Consider the following 19759-nt stretch of genomic DNA (forward strand, 5'->3'; position numbering starts at 1 on the left):
ATAATGCCGGCCTCTCCGCCTAACCAGACCACACTCCCCATGGCCGACATTCTTTGCCTCAAGGGCGACGCCGCCTTTTCCGCCTTCCGTCTGCAACGCTTGACCAACCGCTTGACGGCAGCCGTCGCCGACATCGAAGCCGTGGTGGCTGATTACTGGCATGTCGTGGCGCAAAAGCGCGCCCTGAATGCCGACGAGCGCGCCAAGCTGGCGACGCTGCTGGAAGAGAAGGCAGCTGGTTCCGATGCCGGCGAACTGTTTCTCGTCGCCCCGCGCATCGGGACCATTTCGCCGTGGTCGTCGAAGGCCACCGACATTGCCTGGAACTGTGACCTCGACGCCATCGAGCGCATCGAACGCGTCATCGCCTTCCACGTCGTGGTCAAGGGTGGCCGCGCGCTGAGCGCCGAGGAAAAGAAAACCGTCGCCGGCCTGCTGCACGACCGCATGACCGATTCCGTGCTGCCCGGCTTCGACGCCGCCAGCGAACTGTTCCGCCATTTCGAGCCGAAGCCGCTCAATACCGTTGACGTACTGGCCGGCGGCAAGGCCGCTTTGGTCGACGCCAATGGTTCGCTCGGCCTGGCCCTGTCCGATGACGAAATCGATTACCTGCTCGACGTGTTCACCAAGGCCGGCCGCAACCCGACCGACGTCGAACTGATGATGTTCGCCCAGGCCAATTCCGAACATTGCCGCCACAAGATTTTCAACGCCTCGTGGGTCATCGACGGGCAGGCCAGGGACAAGACCTTGTTCGGGATGATCCGCGAAACCCATGCCGCCGCGCCGCAAGGCACGATCATGGCCTACGCCGACAACGCCTCGATCATCGAAGGCGCGACCATCCAGCGTTTCTACCCAGATGCCGACCGTGGCTACAGCTACAAGGAAGAGCTGACCCACATCCTGACCAAGGTCGAGACGCACAATCACCCGACGGCCATTTCCCCGTTCCCCGGTGCCTCCACCGGCTCCGGCGGCGAAATCCGCGACGAAGGCGCCACCGGCAAGGGTTCCAAGCCGAAGGCTGGCCTGTGCGGTTTCTCGGTCTCCAACCTCAATCTGCCGGATGCGCCGCAGCCCTGGGAACACGCCTACGGCCGCCCGTCGCGCATCGCTTCCGCCCTCGACATCATGCTCGAAGGCCCGATTGGTGCCGCCGCCTTCAATAACGAATTCGGCCGCCCGAACCTGACCGGCTATTTCCGCACCTACGAGCAGGATGTCGCCGGCACGGTCCGCGGCTACCACAAGCCGATCATGATCGCTGGCGGCTTGGGTTCCATCCAGGCCGAGCAGTCGTTCAAGGAAGAAACCTTCCCGGTCGGCACGAAATTCATCCAGCTGGGCGGCCCCGGCATGCTGATCGGCCTCGGTGGCGGTGCCGCCTCGTCGATGACGGCCGGCTCGAATGCCGAAGACCTCGATTTCGCCTCGGTGCAGCGCGGTAACCCGGAAATCCAGCGGCGTGCGCAGGAAGTCATCGACCGTTGCTGGCAGATGGGCAAGAACAATCCGATCCTGTCGGTGCATGACGTCGGTGCCGGCGGCGTTTCCAACGCCCTGCCGGAACTCGCCCATTCGGGCGGCGTCGGCGCCATTTTCGATCTGCGCAAGGTGCCGACCGAAGAGCCGGGCATGTCGCCGGCCGAAATCTGGTCCAACGAATCGCAGGAACGCTACGTGCTGGCCATCCCGCCGAACCGCATCGCCGAATTCCAGGCCATGTGCGAACGTGAGCGCTGCCCGTTCGCTGTCGTCGGCGAAGCGACTGGCGACGGCCATCTGACCGTTACCGACGCGCATTTCGGCGTCAATCCGGTCGACATGGAAATGGAAGCGCTGCTCGGCAAGCCGCCGCGCATGACCCGCGACGTCAAGCACGAACCGGAAACTTTCGTCTCTTTCGATGCGACGGCCATCGAACTCAAGGACGCGGCCTATCGTCTGATGCGTCTGCCGACCATCGCCGACAAGACCTTCCTGATCTCGATCGGCGACCGTTCGGTCGGCGGCATGACCGCTCGCGACCAGATGGTTGGCCCGTGGCAGGTGCCGGTGGCTGACGTCGCCGTGACCACCATGGGTTATCAGGGCTACCTCGGTGAAGCCTTCGCCATGGGCGAGCGCACGCCGCTCGCTGTGTTCGACGCACCTGCCTCCGGCCGCATGGCCATCGGCGAAGCGCTGACCAACCTGGCCGCTGCCGATGTCGGCGAACTGGCCAAGGTCAAGTTGTCGGCCAACTGGATGGCGCCGTGCGGCGTCGCTGGTGAAGATGCCCGCCTGTTCGACACCGTCGAAGCCGTTTCCGATCTGTGCAAGGCCATCGGCGTGTCGATCCCGGTCGGCAAGGATTCGCTGTCGATGCGTACCGCCTGGGAAGATGGCGGCGTCAAGAAGCAGGTCGTGTCGCCGCTCTCCTTGGTCGTCACCTCGTTTGCTGCGGTCGACGACGTACGCAAGACCAAAACGCCGCAACTGGCCGTCGATCAGGGCGAAACAGAACTGCTGCTGCTTGACTTGGGCAAGAACCGCCTCGGCGGCTCCTGTCTGGCCCAGGTTTACAACGCCACCGGTAGCGATGCGCCGGATGTCGATGAACCGGCCAAGCTCAAGGGCTTGTTCGATGCCGTGCAGAAACTCAATCGCGATGGCCTGCTGCTCGCCTACCACGACCGTTCCGACGGTGGTCTGTTTGTCGCCGCCTGCGAAATGGCCTTTGCCACGCGCCGCGGCGTTTCGCTCGATCTCGACGGCATCTGCTACGACGCTGGGGCCGGCGATGTCGATGGTTCCGAGAAACTGACCAACCTGCTGGCTGGCCGCGATTTCGAGAACATCGTGCGCGCCCTGTTCAACGAAGAACTCGGCGCCCTGATCCAGATTCGCCGCGCCGACCGCGAAAAGGTCACGCCGATCCTGCGCGCCCTGCGTGTGCCCTACCATTTCGTTGGCACGATGAACGAGTGGGACGAAATCCGCGTCACCCGCAACGCCAAGCGCGTGCTGCGCGAAAAGCGTGTCGACCTGCAGCGTGCCTGGTCGGAGACCAGCTACCAGATGCAGGCCATGCGCGACAACCCTAGCTGTGCCCAGCAGGAATTCGACCGCATTCTCGACGTCGCCGACCCCGGCCTGACGCCGAAGCTGACTTTCGATCCACAGGACGATTTCACCCAGGTTTACCGCGAACTCGGCGCCAAGCCGCGCGTCGCCATCCTGCGCGAGCAGGGCGTCAACAGCCATTACGAAATGGCTGCCGCCTTCGACCGCGCCGGTTTTGCTTCGGTTGACGTGCATATGAGCGACATTCTGGCCGGCCGCGTCAGTCTCAAGGACTTCAAGGGCCTGGTCGCCTGCGGTGGCTTCTCCTACGGCGATGTGCTCGGCGCCGGCCTCGGCTGGGCGCGGACCATTCTTATGCACGACGGCTGCCGCGACGAATTCGCCGCCTTCTTCAATCGCAAGGACACCTTTGCTCTCGGCGTCTGCAACGGTTGCCAGATGATGAGCGCGCTGAAATCCATCATCCCTGGCGCCGAAAACTGGCCGGCTTTCCGTCGCAACAAGGTCGAGCAGTTCGAAGCGCGGTTCGTGATGACCGAAATCCTCGAATCGCCGTCGATCTTCTTCGCCGGCATGGAAGGCTCGCAAGTGCCCATCGTCGTTTCGCACGGCGAGGGCAGGGCGGTGTTCGACAACGCCGACGACAAGACCAAGGTGCTGTCGGCCGTACGCTACGTCGACAACAAGGGCGAGCCGACCGAGATCTATCCGTACAACCCGAACGGTTCGCCGAACGGCCTGACGGCGGTGACCACGGCTGACGGCCGCTTCACGATCATGATGCCGCACCCGGAACGTGTCTTCCGTACCGTGCAGATGTCGTGGCACCCGGAAAATTGGGGCGAGGATTCGCCGTGGATGCGCATGTTCCGCAACGCGCGGCGCTGGGTCGGTTAAGCGACCGGAAGAATAGGAAAAGGCGACCTGTGGGTCGCCTTTCTTTTTTACAGAACTACATTGTTAAATTACAATATACGCAATCACTTATAAATGGTGGTTGCCAAATCTAATAGCAATGGAGGAGTCGTATGATCAAGAAAATTTTGCTGGCTGCCGGGATCGTTGCCGTGTCCATGGGCGCTTCCGCTCAGGAGAAGGAATTGCTGCGCATCATCGGCGAGGACAAGCAGTTCGTCGTGCAGACCAAGAATGGGCCGTTCGTCATTACCCGCACGATGACGCCATGCGCCAAGAACAAGGGCTGGCTGCAGCCGCTGATTCCGGTTCCCGGCGTCCATCCGGTCACCGAAATCGAAATTCTCCACGCGATGAACGACAAGGATGCGCTGATTGTCGACATGCGTGAGCCGGACGACCGGATCAAAGGCACCATCCCCAACTCGTATCACATCCCCTACACCCTGGTTTCCGGCCGCATGGACGAGCTGGGCTGCGCCAAGAAGGCCGGCAAGTGGGACTGCAGCAAGGCCAAGAAAGTCTATGCCTTCTGTAACGGCCCGGTCTGCCCACAGAGCCCGTCAGCCATCAACGCAATGGTTCGCGATGGTTTCCCGGCTGACAAGATTTATTACTACCGCGGCGGCATGCTCGACTGGGATGCGCTGGGCTTCCCGATCGTCAAGGACGATTTCTGAACGCATTCCAGCCAGTATTTTTCGGCTAACAGAACGGAACTCTGCGGAGTTCCGTTTTTGTTTTAGGCCATTTTTTCCGGTTGACCGTGGCAAGCCTCTTTAATCAGGGATTTGTCGGTTTTCACGGTCAACCGGAAATTTGCCCAATAACAAAAACAGCGGCGTGTCTGCTCTCATTGGATGACGACACGGGCGCTCCGCCGCCAGCACGCAGGCATCTGCAACTGCTCGACGTTCGGGCCGCTGGCGCCGAAGATGGCTCTGGCACGCTCCAGGCGGGCATGTTCTTCGTGGGAAATGCCGGCAATCAGATCGAACCATTGTTGAAGACGTTTCATGATGGCGACTCCTTTTGAGTAACTGTATGGATAAACAGTGATGCGCGTTTGAGTGCAGAATAGCCGAAAGCTGTATGGATGTACAGTATTAGAAAAATCTTTTTTCCGCGGTAGGCTCTGACCACTCGTCGAGGATGAAAGGCCCACGATGTCGCGCCCAAAATCAGCCTGGTATCCACCCGCCGGAACGCTGGTTACCTACCGTGGCCGCACCCGTCAGTCGACGCGCAATGTCCGCGTGGTGGCCGAAGCCTCGGCCGGGCGCATGGTGGTTGAGGCGATCGGCAAGCAGGGCGTTCCCGTTCGCCTGACCGTCAAACGGGAAAACCTGTTGCCGATGGAACCGGATTTGTTCGACTGAGGTCCGTCACCGACCTGGCCCGTTCGTCAGGCGCCGGATCAGGCCAGTGAACCATCTGCCTGGTTGCCGTCTCTCCAGTTGAATGCTGCTGTTGCCTATCCTTTCGACAAGACTCAGGCCATTGCGGGAAATCAGGTAGCTTTGCCCGCTCCCGAGAAATACGTCGTCGGGCTCGTTGGCGACGGTAATCCAGATCGTGCCGCGCAGGCAGCGGACTCGCGTACCGGCGGCGTCATTGAGGCGGATAGGGCGGCCCGGTTGCAGGCATATTTCCTCCGAAACCCGATGGCTTGTCATGGCGCTCTCCGCATTGTTCGTGGAGAAATTTTAGGTTCCGGATAGCGGGTGGTACAGTTGCAATAAATTTAAATTGTGACCAATACAGTGTGTGTAAATCAAAACTGTACCGGTCGTTGCTGACCCTAACTGTACAGGTGTCCGATGGCTGAAGAACTGTTGCGCTATGAGCAACTGGCGGCTGAATTGACCGGAATGATCGCCAGCGGCGTGTTGGATCACGGCGACCGCTTGCCGTCGGTGCGGCGTTTGTCCAGCCAGCGTCGTCTTTCCGTGTCGACCGTAGTCCAGGCGCTACGTCTGCTGGAGGATCGCGGCCTGGTCGAAGCGCGGCCGCAGTCCGGTTTTTTCGTCCAACGCGCCAAGGCCACGCGTGCCGAGCCGGTGGCCCGCTCAACGCCTGATGAGCCGATTCCGGTCGATATTTCGCAACGGCTGGTCAGCGTATTGCGCGCCGGGGCGAGAAACGGCATCGCGCCGCTCGCCGCCGCCTTGCCGGCCCCCGAATTGTTGCCGGTCGCCGCGTTGCAGCGTTTGTATGCCGGTGTTGCCCGGCGCCATCCCAAGTTGCTCGAAGGCGGCAGCCACATCAATACCGACGAGCCGGCGCTGGTCCGCCAGCTGGTGCGTCGTTCGCTGGCCTGGGGTGGGCCGTTGCCGGCCGAGGAATTCGTCATCACCAATTCGTGCACCGAAGCGCTCGGCCTTTGTTTGCGGGCGGTGACCAAGCCCGGCGACACCGTGGCGGTCGAGTCGCCGGCCTATTATTTGATGTTGCAATTGCTCGAAACGCTCGGTCTCAAGGCGCTGGAAATCCCGACCGATCCGCGCACCGGGATGTCGGTCGAAGCGCTTGATCTGGCGACGCGCAATGGTGGCATCGCCGCCTGTCTGATCGTCTCGAATGGCAGCAATCCGCTCGGCTGCGTCATGCCGGACGAGAGAAAACGGCTGTTTTCGGCGTTGACCGCGGCACGCGGCGTCGCGGTGATCGAAGACGACATCTACGGCGATCTCCACCTCGGCAACGAACGGCCGTGGCCGATCAAGGCATTCGACAAGGTCGGCAACGTCATGCTCTGTTCGTCGTTCTCGAAAAGCCTGTCGCCAGCCTTGCGCATCGGCTTTGTCGCGGCCGGGCGCTATCACTCGGCCATTGCCTTGCATAAAACCATCACCAGCGGCGGTACCAATCCGATTACCCAGCACGTGCTCGCCGAATATCTCGAATCCGGCGCCTATGAGCGTCATCTACGCCCCCTGCGCCGTGCCTACCTGCATCAGGTTGAAGCAATGCGGCTGGCGGTCAGTCGCTATTTTCCGGCGGCGACTCGCATCACCCAACCGCAGGGCGGCTTCGTCCTGTGGGTCGAGCTGCCGGAAAACATCGACACCACGCGACTCTACCAAAGGGCCATCGGCGAAAACCTGGCCTACGTGCCGGGCGATCTGTTCTCGCCCAGCGGAATGTATCGCAACTGTCTGCGTCTCAATTGCGGCAACCCGCACACGCCGGCAATCGAAGACGCCGTGCGCCGCCTGGGAGCGATCTTTTCTGGTGCCTAAAGCAACGGGAGGCCAGGAAAACTACGGTATCATTCGGCCTTTTGGGCAAGCTGGCTTTGCCTTTTTGAACGCATTCGAAGGATTTTTCTCCTTATGTTCGACGCAGTCCGCAACAACAAAAGAATCGTCCAGGTATTTCTGGCGCTGATCACACTGCCGTTCGCCTTTTTCGGCGTTGATTCCTACATGCGCAGCGACGGCTCCGGCGGCGATGTGGCCACGATTGGCGACGTCAAGATTACCCAGCAACAGTTCCAGCAGACCCTGCGCGAACAGCAGGAGCGCCTGCGCACGCAGATGGGCGCTCAGTTTGACCCCAAAATGCTGGAAAACCCAGAAGCCCGCAAGGCGATTCTTGACGACCTGATCAACCAGCGCCTGCTCGTTATCGAGGCCAGCAAGAAAAACATGGTTGTTGGCGACAATGCCATACGCCAGGCGATCGGCGCTATTGAGGCATTCAAGGTGGACGGCAAGTTCTCAGTCGAACGCTACGAAGCTGCGTTGCGCGCTCAAGGCATGTCGCCGGCCGGTTTCGAGGCGCAACTGCGCCAGGACTTGACGCTGCAGCAACTGGCGGGTGCCATCGGTCAATCCGGCGTGGTTTCCCGCTCCGTCGCCGACCGTGTGCTGGCCCTGCAGACCGAAAAGCGTGAGGTCGTGGAATATCGCCTGAACCTCGATAGTTACCTCGGCAAGGTCAAGCTGGCTGACGATGCCGGCAAAAAATTCTACGACGAGAACGCCAAACAGTTCGAAGTGCCCGAACAGGCCAAGGCCGAGTACGTCGTGCTGTCGATGGAATCCATCGCCAGCCAGCTGGCCGTCACCGAGGCCGAGATCAAGGCCTGGTACGACGGCCACAAGGACCGCTTCCTGCAACCGGAAGAGCGTCGCGCCAGCCACATCCTGATCGCCGCGGAAAAGCTCGGCAAGGACAAGGCAAAAGCGAAGGCCGAAGAACTGCTTGCTGAAGTTCGCAAGAATCCCGCTGCCTTTGCCGATCTGGCCAGGAAGAACTCCGACGACCCTGGTTCAGCCTCCAAGGGCGGCGACCTCGGCTTCTTCGGGCGTGGCGCCATGGTCAAGGCCTTCGAGGACAGCACCATGAGCCTCAAGGAAGGCGAGATTTCCGGCGTCGTCGAGTCTGATTTCGGCTTCCACATCATCAAGCTGACCGGTATCCACGCCGCCAAGGAAAAGCCGCTGGCCGACGTGCGCGGCGAAATCGAGGCTGAACTGAAGAAAGCAGCCGGTTCCCGCAAGTTTGCCGAAGCCGCTGAAGCCTTCAGCAATATGGTCTATGAACAGTCGGACAGCCTCAAGCCGGTTGCCGAGAAATTCAAACTGGCCATCAAATCTTCCGAATGGCTGGCTCGTCAGGCCAACCCGGCCAATGGCGTGCTCGGTAACGAAAAGCTGATGGCCGCGCTGTTCTCGGAAGACTCCGTCAAGAATCGCCGAAATACCGAAGCCGTAGAAATCGCCACGAATACGCTGGTTGCTGCGCGTCTGGTCGATTACAAGCCTAAGGCCTTGCAGCCGTTCGACAGCGTCAAGGCCAATATCGAAATCCTGCTCAAGAACAAGGAAGCTCAGGTTCTGGCCAGCAAGGATGGCGAAGCGCGCCTGGAAGCATTGAAGAAGGGTGAGGACAAGCTGGCCTGGGGCGCTGCCAGGAGTGTATCGCGCATGGAAGCCCGCCAACTGCCGCCGCTTGTAGCCCAGTCCGTGTTCCGCATGGAAACCGGCAAGCTGCCGTCCTACACCGGCGTCGAACTGCCGGGAACTGGCTACGCGCTGTTCAAGCTGAACAAGGTCCTGGCGGGCGAAAAACTCGACGATGCCAGCAAGCAGGGAATGCTCAAGCAACTGGGTAATCTGGCCGCTCAGGAAGAGGTTCAGCTTTATCTGGCAGCCCTGCGCAGCCGCTACAAGGTTGAGGTCAATCAGGCCGCCCTGGAGTTGAAAGACAAATAACAAGCAGCGGTTTATGTATAAAAACGGGCTGCGGCCCGTTTTTTCGTTTGTGGATGGCTGTTGAATTCAATCCCTGTAGGCAGTCCATAAGGGGGGTGCTATTCTCCTCAAGTAGGTAGATGCTCATGGGAGGCGGGTTTGCCGGCTTTCTGGAATGAGCGCCCAGGAACGTAACTGCTCAGGAACGTGTATGACGGGTGATCCAGGCTTGGTCGCATCTGTAAAGAAGCGTCATGGCTATATTCGCTTGCTGTGGCTTGGCGTCTGCCTGGTCAATCTGTTCGTGATCGGCATGGCCGTTCTGGTGATCCAGCAAAATCGTGCGGAAAAGGTAGCCGAGGCGGTTACCCTGACCGAAAATTACTCGAGAATTCTGGAAGAAAGCCTTGCCGGTTTTATCAGCAAGATCGATATCTCGCTGCACATAGTCAGCGACGAGGTTACGCGACAGATGGCTGGCGGAGGGATCGACCAGAAGGCGCTGGAGGCTTTCATCGCCCGTCAGGATGCCCTTATTCCGGAAGCGCTGGGTCTGCGCGTTGTTGATGCCCAAGGCATCATCCGCTATGCGGTCAATGACGTGAAGATACGCAATGTCAGCATTGCCGATCGTCCTCAATTTATCCTCCTGCGCGATGATCCGGATGCCGGCCTGGTCTTTTCGGCGCCGGTTATGGGGCGGGCGGCCGAAAAATGGATGATTACACTCGGTCGTCGTATCAACAGCCCTGATGGTTCATTTGCCGGTGATGTTCATGTGGCGATTTCCGTCGATAATTTTATTGCCATGTTTTCCAAGGTGGATCTTGGGTTGCGTGGAAATGTCGGCTTGTGGGACAAAAACAATCTGATTGCCCGCTACACCAAAGCGGACTCCCAAGGCGCCACAGTCGGTCGCAGCAGTCCGTCCGCCGAGTTGCGAGCCTTGCTCGACACCGATAAAAGTGCCGCCCAGTACCATACCCGTTCAGGGGTGGACGGGATCTCCAGAACATTTCATTTTCGCCGCGTAGATCACCATCCACTCTATCTAGTCGTTGGTTTGGCTGATGACGATTACCTCGAGGATTGGCGCAATGAGTCGCTGGGTATCGTCGGGCTGAGCGGGTTGTTTTTATTGGTGACCCTGATTTCAACGATATTGATCAGTCGTGGCTGGAAACGGAGCGAGACCGACCAGGAAGCGCTCATTCGACAGGATGCCGAATACACCGCCAAACTGGAGGCATCTAATCGCGCAACTGAAGCTGCGTGGCGGCAAAGCGAACTGATCCTTTCGTCGGCAGCTGAAGGCATCTGCGGGGTTGATCTCGATGGCAAGGTGGTTTTCGTCAACCCGGCGGCGCAAAAAATGTTTGGCTGGAATGCGGAGGAGGGTGTTGGCCTCGATCTCCATGCCTTGACGCATCACCACGATACCGAGGGAAACCCTTTCGCCAGCAAGGATTGCGAGGTTTTCAAGACACTGCGGGATGGTTTGCGTCGACACGTCAGCGATAGTCTGTATTGGCGCAAGGACGGGACGTCTTTTCCGGTCGAATTTACGGTATCGCCCGTTGAGCGTGATGGAGAAATCACCGGGGCAGTCAATGTCTTCAGGGAAATCGCCGAGCGCAAGAAAATCGAGGCGGAGCTGGAACAGCACCGACGTCACCTGGAAGGGCTGGTCCAGCAACGGACCTCCGAGCTCATGCAGACCGAGGCGCGCTCCAGCCATATTCTCCAATCAAGTGCCGATGGTCTCTACGGAATTGATTGCGACGGAATAATCACCTTCATCAACCCGGCTGCCTGTACGATCCTGGGCTATACCGCCGAGCAGTTGATTGGCCGCAAAGCGCATGCGCTTTTCCACCACAGCCGGCCGGATGGTTCGCCATACCCGGCTGCCGAGTGCCGTAGCTACAACGCTTTGCAGCTCGGGCAGAACGTTCGCGTCGACGATGAGGTCTATTGGCACGCCGATGGTCATCCCATTCCGGTGATGTATGCCACCCATCCCATGCTTCAGGATGGCGTGATCGTCGGTGCGGTGACCAGTTTCGTCGATGTCAGCATCCAGCGTGCTGCCGCCTTGGCCAGGGAGCAGGCCCTGGTCGCAGCGGAAAACCTGGCGCGGGTGAGGAGCGAATTCCTGGCCAACATGAGCCACGAAATCCGTACGCCACTCAACGGTGTCCTCGGTTTTGCCCAGATCGGTTACCGCAACGTCCAGAATGTCGAGAAGGCCCGTGATGCCTTTGCCAAGATCGAGCTGTCGGGCAACCGCTTGCTCGGCGTTATCAATGACATTCTCGATTTTTCGAAGATCGAGGCCGGCAAGCTGCGCATCGAACAGACAGAGGTCGTAGTTGCCGAGATTGTCGAGCACTCGCTTGATCTGCTTCGTGATCGGGCCGAGGCCAAGCAGCTCGATCTGCAGGTTGAGTTGGCCCCGGATCTGCCGCATACCTGTCTCAGCGACCCACTGCGCATGGGCCAGGTGCTGCTCAACATCCTTTCCAACGCTGTCAAGTTCACCGCTGCCGGCCATGTCCGGCTGTCACTTTCGCTCGAAAAAGGCTGGCTGGTATTCAAGGTTGCCGACACGGGGATCGGTATGGACGCTACGCAGCTTGAAGCACTGTTTAACCCCTTCCAGCAGGCCGATGCATCGGCCAGCCGAAAATTCGGCGGAACAGGTCTTGGTCTGGCAATCAGCAAACGTATTCTCGAGTTGATGAATGGCGATATCCAAGTTTCCAGCACACATGGTGTCGGGACCAACGTTGAATTCCGTTTCCCCTACATCAAGCCGGAGGTCACTGAGATTCAGGCCGATACCGGGCAGGGCGCCTCACCGTTCGATCAGAAGTCACTGGCGGGAATCTCCATCCTTGTTGCAGAGGACGAAAAAATCAACCAGCAGGTGTTGCAGGAGGTGCTGGAGGAGGCCGGTGCTCGTGTCGTGATGGTCAGCAACGGCCAGGAGGCGGTCGATCAGGTGCTTGGTGATGGGCGGGCGGCTTACGATGTCTTGCTGATGGATTTGCAGATGCCGGAAATGGACGGCTACCAAGCGGCGCGCCGGATATCAGCGGCCTTCCCCGAGCTTCCCATCATTGCCCAGACCGCTCACGCCTTCAACGAAGAACGTGAAAAATGCCTGGCCGCGGGCATGGTCGACCATGTCGCCAAACCGGTGGATATCGATACCCTGGCCAGCGTCATCAGGCTGCATCTTGCGAGCAGGCTGCCAAAATAAAAACGTCGGCCAGAATTAACTGGTCGACGTTTTTGGCCCTTTTTTTCGGTTGACCGTGGAAATCCACGGTCGCACGAATTTGTCAGGCAGGGAGGGGGTCCGCGTTGCCGAGCGCGGTGGTGTTCATGCCGCCATCAACGTAGAGGATTTCACCGGTAATGCCGCTGGCCAGATCGGACAGCATGAAGGCCGCGGCGTTGCCGACTTCATCGATGGTCACGTTGCGGCGTAGCGGGGCATTGTGCGAGTTGTAGGCGAGCAGCTTGCCGAAGTTGCCGATGCCTGAAGCCGCCAGGGTCTTGATCGGGCCGGCCGAAATGGCGTTGGCACGGATGCCTTCAGGGCCGAGACAGAAGGCCAGGTAGCGCGTGGCCGCCTCGAGGCTGGCCTTGGCGAGACCCATGGTGTTGTAGTTCGGCATGGTGCGCTCGGCGCCGAGGTAGGAGAGGGCGAGCGCGGCGCTCTTGCGGCCCTGCATCATCGGACGGGCGGCCTTGACCAGTGCCGGGTAGCTGTACGACGAGATTTCGTGGGCGATGCGGAAGGATTCGCGCGAAATGCCGTTCAGGAAATCACCTTCGATGGCTTCGGTCGGGGCGTAGGCGATGGAGTGAACCAGGCCATCGAGGCCGTCCCAGTGCTTGGCCAGTTCGACGAACAGGTTATCGATTTGCTCGTCGCTGGCGACGTCAACGGGAATAGTGATATCGCTGCCGAATTCGGCAGCGAATTTCTTGATGCGGTCTTCGAAACGCTCGGTCTGGTACGTGAAAGCGAGTTGAGCGCCTTCACGGTGGCAGGCCTTGGCAATGCCATAGGCAATGGAATGCTTGGACAGCAGTCCGGTGATCAGAATTTTTTTGTCGGCGAGAAAGCCCATGTGTTGTTCTCCCTAAGGGGTTTAGCCGCAGGATTATAAACCGGGAAACAGTGATTCGCGTTATGCGAACACGGTTTCCGGGTTTGGGCTTACATATTCGGGTAAGTCGGGCCTTCGCCGCCTTGCGGCACCACCCAGTTGATGTTCTGCGTCGGGTCCTTGATGTCGCAAGTTTTGCAATGGACGCAGTTTTGCGCATTGATCTGCAGACGCGGGTTGGCACCGCTCTCGTCGCGCAGGATTTCATAGACCCCGGCCGGACAGAAGCGCTGCTCCGGCGCATCGTATTGCGCCAGATTGACGGCGATCGGCACGCTGGCATCCTTCAATTGCAGATGGCAGGGCTGGTCTTCTTCGTGGTTGGTGCTGGAAAGGAATACGGAGGACAGGCGGTCGAAGGTGATGACACCATCCGGTTTGGGATAAACGATGGGCTCGCATTCTGCCGCCGGTTTGAGCTTGGCGTGGTCCGGCGTGCGATTATGCAGTGTCCATGGCGCCTTGCCGCGCAGCACCACCTGGTCGATGCCGAACATGATGGAACCGAGTGCCAGGCCCTTGTTCATCCACGGTTTGAAGTTACGTGTTTTATGAAGTTCATCGTACAACCAACTGTTTTTAAATGACTCTGGGTAGGTGGTCAATTCGTCGCGCTGGCGCTCGCCAGCCAGTGCTTCGAAACAGGCTTCTGCTGCCAGCGAGCCTGTCTTGATGGCGCAGTGCGAGCCCTTGATACGGGCCGCGTTGAGAAAGCCGGCGTCGTCGCCGATCAGCACGCCACCCGGGAAAGTCAGTTTGGGCAGCGACTGCAGGCCGCCGGCGGTCAGCGCGCGGGCGCCGTAGGCGATGCGTTTGCCGCCTTCGAGGAACTTGCGGATTTCCGGATGCGTCTTGAAACGCTGGAACTCTTCGTAGGGCGCCAGATGCGGGTTGCTGTAACCGAGGCCGACAACGAAACCGACGGCGATCTGGTTGTTTTCCAGGTGATAAAGGAAGCCACCGCCGTAAGTATCCGGCTGCATCGGCCAGCCGCCGCTATGAATGACCAGGCCAAGCTGGTGCTTGTCCGGATCGATTTCCCAGAGTTCCTTGAGGCCGATGCCGTAGGTTTGCGGATCGACGCCGTCACGCAGATTGAATTTCGCTTCTAGCTGCTTGCCGAGATGACCGCGGCAGCCTTCGGCGAAGAAGGTGTATTTGCCGTGCAGTTCCATGCCCAGCTGAAAATTCGGGCCTTCCGAGCCATCGTGCAGGCGCCCCATGTCGCCGGTGGCGACGCCCTTGACGGCACCGTTTTCATCGAACAGCACTTCGGCACCGGCAAAGCCCGGATAGATCTCGACGCCCAGCGCCTCGGCCTGTTCGCCCAGCCAGCGACAGACGTTGCCGAGCGAGATGACGTAGTTACCTTCGTTGTGGAAACAGTCGGGCAGCAGGCTGTTCGGCATCTTGGTGGCACCGTTTTCAGAAAGGATGAAAAAACGGTCTTCGGAAACGGGGGCATTGAGCGGTGCGCCGTCTGTTTGCCAGTTGGGCAGCAACTCGCTTAGGGCACGTGGATCCATGACGGCACCGGAAAGAATATGGGCGCCGATTTCGGCGCCTTTTTCAATCAGGCAGACGCCCAGATCGGTGCCTTTTTCCGCCGCCAGTTGTTTCAGGCGGATCGCCGCGGCCAAGCCAGCCGGGCCTCCACCGACGATGACGACGTCGAATTCCATGGATTCGCGCTGCATGATGTCTCCTGATTTTATTGTTGACTTGATTTCAATACGGTACAGTATGGAAATATTTTGATCAACCCCACTCTAGTATTCAAGTATATGAACCACAAGAAAAAGCTGATTCACGTCACAAAAATGCCCATCCGCTGGGGCGACATGGATGCCTACGGGCATGTCAATAACACTGTCTATTTCCGCTACATGGAGCAGGCGCGGGTCGAGTGGGTCGAGGAAATGAACATCCCCGTCCGTCCGGGCGGTGCCGGGCCAGTGATCATCAATGCCAGTTGCACCTTCCTGATCCCGATGAATTACCCGGGAACCGTCGAGGTGCGCACCTTTGTCGGCGCGATTGGCCGTTCAAGTTGCGAAACCTACGTCGAAATGCGCATCGAAGGCGATGAGCGCATTTTTGCCGAGGGTGCCGCCAAAGTAGTCTGGATGGATACGCAAACCGGAAAGTCGGTGCCTTTGCCCGATCACGTGCGGGCTTTGCTCGAAGCGGAGTAAACTCGCAGCCCATCGCATCGTCGAAACAAAAGAGCATGGGCAAACGAAAAGTCTGGGAAAAACTGCTGTCGAGCGAACGCCTGGGGGCCGGCAAGGCGCCCGGCACGGCCGAGCGCACGGCCTTCCAGCAGGATTACGACCGCATCGTCTTCACCTCCGCCTTCCGGCGCATGAAGGACAAGACGCAGGTTTTCCCGCTCTCGAAGAGCGATTACGTGCGTACCCGCCTGACGCATAGCCTGGAAGTCAGTTGTGTCGGCCGCTCGCTGGGTGCCGTGGTCGGCCGCGAGATCATCGCCCGGCACGGCCTACAGCACGTTGAATCGGGCGATTTTGGTGCCATCGTTGCGGCGGCGTGTCTGGCCCACGATATCGGCAATCCACCCTTCGGCCACGCCGGTGAGGATGCCATCCGCGAGTGGTTCCGCCATTCCGGCTTGCTTGATCGCCACGAATTCACGCCAGCCCAGAAAGCCGACTTCGAGCGCTACGAAGGCAATGCGCAAGGCTTTCGCATCGTCAGCCGGCTGCAAAGCCCGGCCAATCCCGGTGGCCTGCAACTGAGCAGTGCGGTGCTGGCGACTTTTACCAAATACCCGCGCCCATCGCATCTCGATACCGATCTGGATGGCAAGAGCGGCAAGAAATTCGGCTTCTTCCAGCAGGATGCCGATAATTTCCAGCAAGTTGCACGGTCAACCGGATTAATCGAGCGAATTTCAAATACCGCCTGGCACCGTCATCCACTGGCGTTCCTGGTCGAAGTGGCGGACGACACCTGCTACCTCATCGTCGATCTCGAAGACGCCGCACGGCTCGGCTTCGTGCCCTACAAGGATGCCGAATGCCTGCTCGCCGATCTGGCCGGCAACACGATCAACGGTAGCCGCCTCGATCGCCTGCATGACCCCAAGGAGCGCCTCGAATACCTGCGCGCCAAGGCCATCGGTTGCCTGCTCGAAAGCGCCGCGGCAGTCTTTCTCGAAAACGAAGACGCCATCCTGAGCGGCAAATTTGACGATGAACTGCTCGAAAGCTCGCCCATCGCCCATCCTCTGCAGGCCATTCTCAAGCTGGCCAAGGAAACCATCTATACCGCCCGCCCAGCGCTGGAAATTGAAACAGCCGGCTTCGAAGTGCTCGGCGCCTTGCTCGGGTTATTTACCAATGCGGTCGAGGCGAGGGCTGGGCACGCTCGCTACACGACCCGCGAGCGCATGCTGCTCAAGCTGTTGCCGACGCAGTTCCTCGGCCACGGTGGCGAGCCGGATGCCGACCCGTACATTCGCCTGCTCCAAGTGGCCGATTTTGTCGCCGGGATGACAGACTCCTACGCCGTCGACATGTTCCGCAAGTTAAAGGGTTTCGATCTGCCGACCTGATTTTTCGCTTGCCAAAAATCGGTTACTGTACAAAAATACAGTCATTGGTTTTTAGCGGAGGCCGGCCATGAAACTCACGCCACGTCAGCAGGAAATTCTCGACTTCATCAAAAGCACGCTGGAAGTGCTCGGCGCGCCGCCGACGCGCATGGAAATTTCCAGCGCCTTCGGTTTTGCTTCGCCGAATGCCGCCGAAGACCACCTCAAGGCGCTCGCCAAGAAGGGCGCCATCGTTCTTGAGCCAGGCTCGGCGCGCGGTATCCGGCTCGTCGAACAGCTCGGCCTGCCGCTGATCGGCAGCGTCGCCGCCGGCTCGCCGATTCTTGCCGTCGAAAACGTCCAGGGCCGTTACGCCTTCGATGCCAGCATGTTTTCGCCCAAAGCTGATTTCCTGCTCAAGGTGCGCGGAACGTCGATGATCGATATCGGCATGTTCGATGGCGACCTGCTCGCCGTGCACAAGACCAACCAGGCACGCGACGGGCAGATCGTCGTCGCCCGGATCGACGAGGAAGTCACCGTCAAGCGTCTGCAACACCGCGATGGCTTTATTGAGCTGATCGCCGAAAACCCCGATTTTCAACCGATCATCGTCAATCCCGGAGAGGTCGAGTTTGCCATCGAAGGCATCGCCGTCGGCCTGATTCGCGGAGCCGTTTCAAAGCTGTCATGAACACCCAGCCGTTGCCGGTTGCCTTGGCGGATGTGCTGGCCCGGGGCGATGTCTGGCGCGGCGACACGCTGGCCTCGCTGCCGGAAAGCGCGATCCCGAGCGGCCATGCCGAACTTGATGCCGAACTGCCGGGTGGTGGCTGGCCGCGGGGCAATCTGACCGAAATCCTCGTCGACCGCAGCAGCGTCGGCGAAATGAGCCTGCTGTTGCCGGCGCTGGCCCGCTTGTCGGCCGACGGCGGCTGGCTGGCACTCGTCGCGCCGCCGTGGCTGCCGCATGCCCCGGCCTGGGCGGCAGCCGGTCTGGCGCTGGAAAGGCTGGTCGTCGTCAAGGCTGGCAAAAGCGTTGGCTGGTGCGTTGAACAACTGCTGGCCAGCGGTGGTTTTGCTGGCGTGCTGGCTTGGCCGGAAGCAAACATCAATGCCCGCGCCTTGCGCCGGCTGCAGGTCGCGGCCGAGGGGCGTTCGGTTTTTGCCTGTTTATGGCGGTCGACCGCAGCCGCCGGGGTGCCGTCGCCGGCACCGCTGCGTGTAGTGTTGGATGCAGCAGACGGCAACAGCGCGTTGTCAGTACGCATCATCAAGCGGCGTGGCCGGCCAGTTTCCCGGCCGCTCACCTTATCCATACCTCGTCCTGTTCAATTCGCCGGGAGACCTTCGCGTGCTGTGGCTGGCCCTGCACTTTCCCTTGTTACCGCTCGAGGCCCTGCCGCTGCGCCAGTCGCCTAGCGCGGTCGTCGCTCGCGGGCGAGTGCAGGTGGGCGATGCCGAGGCGGTGGCGGCGGGTGTTTGTGCTGGCCAGAAGCTGTCGACGGCGCTTGGCCTGCAGCCCGGGCTAAGCGTTTTCGAACGTTGCGCGGCCCGCGAACAACAGGCGCTGGAAAGTCTGGCCTGCTGGGCCGGGCGCTTTACGCCGACGATCAGCCTGGTGTCGCCGGAGTCGCTGCTGCTCGAAATCGGTGGCTGCCTGCGTTTGTTCGGCGGTGTAGAAGCGATCATTACGGCGGTGCTCGCCGGTTGCGCCGAACAATCTTATTCGACCCATTGGGCGGTGGCGCCAACGCCGCTCGGGGCTGGTTGGCTGGCACGGATGGGGGCTAGCCAGATTCATGCGGAACCGGCCGCCATGCACTCGGCCCTGACCGCCTTGCCCTGCGCCATTCCCGGCTGGCCGGTTGAAGTGACGAACCGGCTGGAGTCCTTTGGCCTGCGGCAGCTCGGCGATCTGCGAAAACTGCCCGGCGCCGGTTTGCGGCGGCGCATCGGCAACGGGCCGGTCGACGATCTGCTGCGCGCCTGGGGCGATCTGCCCGATCCGCGAAAATCCTTCGTTTTTCCGGAAAGTTTCGCCATCGATATCGAACTGCCATCGCGTGTCGAGCATGCCGAAGCGCTGGTTTTTGCCGGCCAGCGCCTGTTCGCGGCTTTGGCCGGCTGGCTGCATGGTCGGCAGTTGCTGGTTCGTCGCTGTTCGCTGCAATTGACGCACGACGACGGGCCGCCGACGGTGCTAGCGCTCAACTTTGCCGAGCCGGCGGCTGATGAAGGGCGTTTCGTCCGTCTGCTGCGCGAGCATCTTTCCCGGCTGAACCTCAAGGCGCCGGTCGAAGCCCTGCGTTTGCAGGCCGACGAGCTGGTCGACAAGCCCGGTGCCAGCGCCCATTTGTTCGAGCAGGCAACGGCCGGCGAGGGCACGCTGGCCTGCCTGGAACGTCTGCGCGCCCGGCTGGGCGAAGGGGCGGTGCAGGCGCTGGGCGAGATGGCCGATTACCGACCCGAATGCGCGACGCGGGCACATGAAGTCGATTTCAATTTTGGCCGTTTTTTCCGGTCGACCGTGGAAGTGCAAAAAACAGGCAAGGCGGCAGCCGACAGCAGTCCTTCCCGCCCGTTGTGGCTTCTGCCGACGCCGCAGGCGCTGGCCGAGCGGGCCGGCAGCCCGCAATGGCATGGTCCACTCAAGCTGCTGTCGCGGGCCGAGCGGCTGGAAAGCGGCTGGTGGGACGAAGGCGAGGGCGGGGCGGCTGGCGATGTGCGGCGCGACTATTTTGTCGCCCGCAATCCCCTCGGCCAGTGGGCCTGGGTTTTCAGGAACGCCGACGGCTGGTTTCTGCACGGCCTGTTCGCCTGAGCCGGTG

15 protein-coding genes are annotated in these 19759 nt (G+C 60.4%); 11 read left to right on the forward strand and 4 right to left on the reverse strand.

Annotated elements, in window-relative coordinates; all coding sequences use genetic code 11:
* Nucleotides 1-39: 39 nt before the first annotated feature.
* Both purL and WBK19_RS04955 read left to right on the forward strand, forming a co-directional pair.
* Nucleotides 40-3969 (forward strand): phosphoribosylformylglycinamidine synthase, encoded by a 3930-nt coding sequence (purL, locus tag WBK19_RS04950; RefSeq protein ID WP_511287515.1) that lies wholly within the window; start codon nucleotides 40-42, stop codon nucleotides 3967-3969.
* Between the two features lie 131 nt (nucleotides 3970-4100).
* The gene (locus WBK19_RS04955; RefSeq protein ID WP_511287517.1) at nucleotides 4101-4667 is read left to right on the forward strand and encodes a rhodanese-like domain-containing protein; all 567 of its coding nucleotides are present in this window, start codon (nucleotides 4101-4103) and stop codon (nucleotides 4665-4667) included.
* Nucleotides 4668-4840: 173 nt separating this feature from the next.
* Here the strand turns inward: WBK19_RS04955 and WBK19_RS04960 are convergent, their stop codons facing one another.
* Nucleotides 4841-5005, reverse strand: coding sequence for a hypothetical protein (locus WBK19_RS04960; protein WP_511287519.1), 165 nt, complete (start codon nucleotides 5003-5005; stop codon nucleotides 4841-4843).
* Nucleotides 5006-5153: 148 nt separating this feature from the next.
* Here WBK19_RS04960 and WBK19_RS04965 point away from each other — a divergent pair, with 148 nt between their 5' ends.
* On the forward strand, nucleotides 5154-5366 hold the full coding sequence (locus tag WBK19_RS04965; protein WP_511287521.1) for a hypothetical protein: 213 nt from the start codon (nucleotides 5154-5156) through the stop codon (nucleotides 5364-5366).
* Nucleotides 5367-5372: 6 nt separating this feature from the next.
* On the opposite strand, the gene WBK19_RS04970 is transcribed toward WBK19_RS04965, so the two are convergent.
* On the reverse strand, nucleotides 5373-5663 hold the full coding sequence (locus tag WBK19_RS04970) for a DUF2917 domain-containing protein (protein ID WP_511287523.1): 291 nt from the start codon (nucleotides 5661-5663) through the stop codon (nucleotides 5373-5375).
* A 144-nt stretch (nucleotides 5664-5807) separates the two neighbouring features.
* On the opposite strand from WBK19_RS04970, the gene WBK19_RS04975 reads away from it, so the two are divergent.
* The 3 genes from WBK19_RS04975 to WBK19_RS04985 all read left to right on the forward strand — a co-directional run bounded on the left by WBK19_RS04975 (nucleotide 5808) and on the right by WBK19_RS04985 (nucleotide 12453).
* Complete coding sequence (locus WBK19_RS04975; RefSeq protein WP_511287525.1) at nucleotides 5808-7229, forward strand: aminotransferase-like domain-containing protein; 1422 nt, start codon at nucleotides 5808-5810, stop codon at nucleotides 7227-7229.
* 93 nt (nucleotides 7230-7322) lie between these two features.
* The gene (locus tag WBK19_RS04980) at nucleotides 7323-9209 is read left to right on the forward strand and encodes a SurA N-terminal domain-containing protein (protein ID WP_511287527.1); all 1887 of its coding nucleotides are present in this window, start codon (nucleotides 7323-7325) and stop codon (nucleotides 9207-9209) included.
* Between the two features lie 190 nt (nucleotides 9210-9399).
* Complete coding sequence (locus WBK19_RS04985) at nucleotides 9400-12453, forward strand: PAS domain S-box protein (protein ID WP_511287529.1); 3054 nt, start codon at nucleotides 9400-9402, stop codon at nucleotides 12451-12453.
* Nucleotides 12454-12535: 82 nt separating this feature from the next.
* On the opposite strand, the gene fabI is transcribed toward WBK19_RS04985, so the two are convergent.
* Together fabI and WBK19_RS04995 are read right to left on the reverse strand one after the other, a co-directional pair.
* On the reverse strand, nucleotides 12536-13333 hold the full coding sequence (gene fabI / locus WBK19_RS04990) for an enoyl-ACP reductase FabI (protein ID WP_511287531.1): 798 nt from the start codon (nucleotides 13331-13333) through the stop codon (nucleotides 12536-12538).
* 89 nt (nucleotides 13334-13422) lie between these two features.
* Nucleotides 13423-15069, reverse strand: coding sequence for an electron transfer flavoprotein-ubiquinone oxidoreductase (locus tag WBK19_RS04995; RefSeq protein WP_511287533.1), 1647 nt, complete (start codon nucleotides 15067-15069; stop codon nucleotides 13423-13425).
* A gap of 87 nt (nucleotides 15070-15156) precedes the next feature.
* Here WBK19_RS04995 and WBK19_RS05000 point away from each other — a divergent pair, with 87 nt between their 5' ends.
* The 5 genes from WBK19_RS05000 to WBK19_RS05020 all read left to right on the forward strand — a co-directional run bounded on the left by WBK19_RS05000 (nucleotide 15157) and on the right by WBK19_RS05020 (nucleotide 19752).
* Nucleotides 15157-15567: an acyl-CoA thioesterase gene (locus tag WBK19_RS05000; protein ID WP_511287535.1), complete on the forward strand. Its 411-nt coding sequence runs from the start codon at nucleotides 15157-15159 to the stop codon at nucleotides 15565-15567.
* Between the two features lie 35 nt (nucleotides 15568-15602).
* The gene (locus tag WBK19_RS05005; protein ID WP_511287536.1) at nucleotides 15603-16949 is read left to right on the forward strand and encodes a deoxyguanosinetriphosphate triphosphohydrolase; all 1347 of its coding nucleotides are present in this window, start codon (nucleotides 15603-15605) and stop codon (nucleotides 16947-16949) included.
* Nucleotides 16950-17016: 67 nt separating this feature from the next.
* Entirely contained in the window at nucleotides 17017-17622 is a 606-nt protein-coding gene (gene lexA / locus WBK19_RS05010) for a transcriptional repressor LexA (protein WP_226405612.1), read from the forward strand.
* A complete protein-coding gene (imuA, locus tag WBK19_RS05015; RefSeq protein ID WP_511287538.1) occupies nucleotides 17619-18350 on the forward strand; it encodes a translesion DNA synthesis-associated protein ImuA in 732 nt (243 codons plus the stop codon). The genes lexA and imuA overlap by 4 nt, the downstream gene beginning before the upstream one ends.
* Complete coding sequence (locus WBK19_RS05020) at nucleotides 18283-19752, forward strand: Y-family DNA polymerase (RefSeq protein WP_511287540.1); 1470 nt, start codon at nucleotides 18283-18285, stop codon at nucleotides 19750-19752. The genes imuA and WBK19_RS05020 overlap by 68 nt, the downstream gene beginning before the upstream one ends.
* The last annotated feature ends 7 nt before the right edge of the window (nucleotides 19753-19759 follow it).

Origin of the sequence: Azonexus sp. (genome assembly GCF_049652925.1) — a bacterium.
Lineage (GTDB): Bacteria > Pseudomonadota > Gammaproteobacteria > Burkholderiales > Rhodocyclaceae > Azonexus.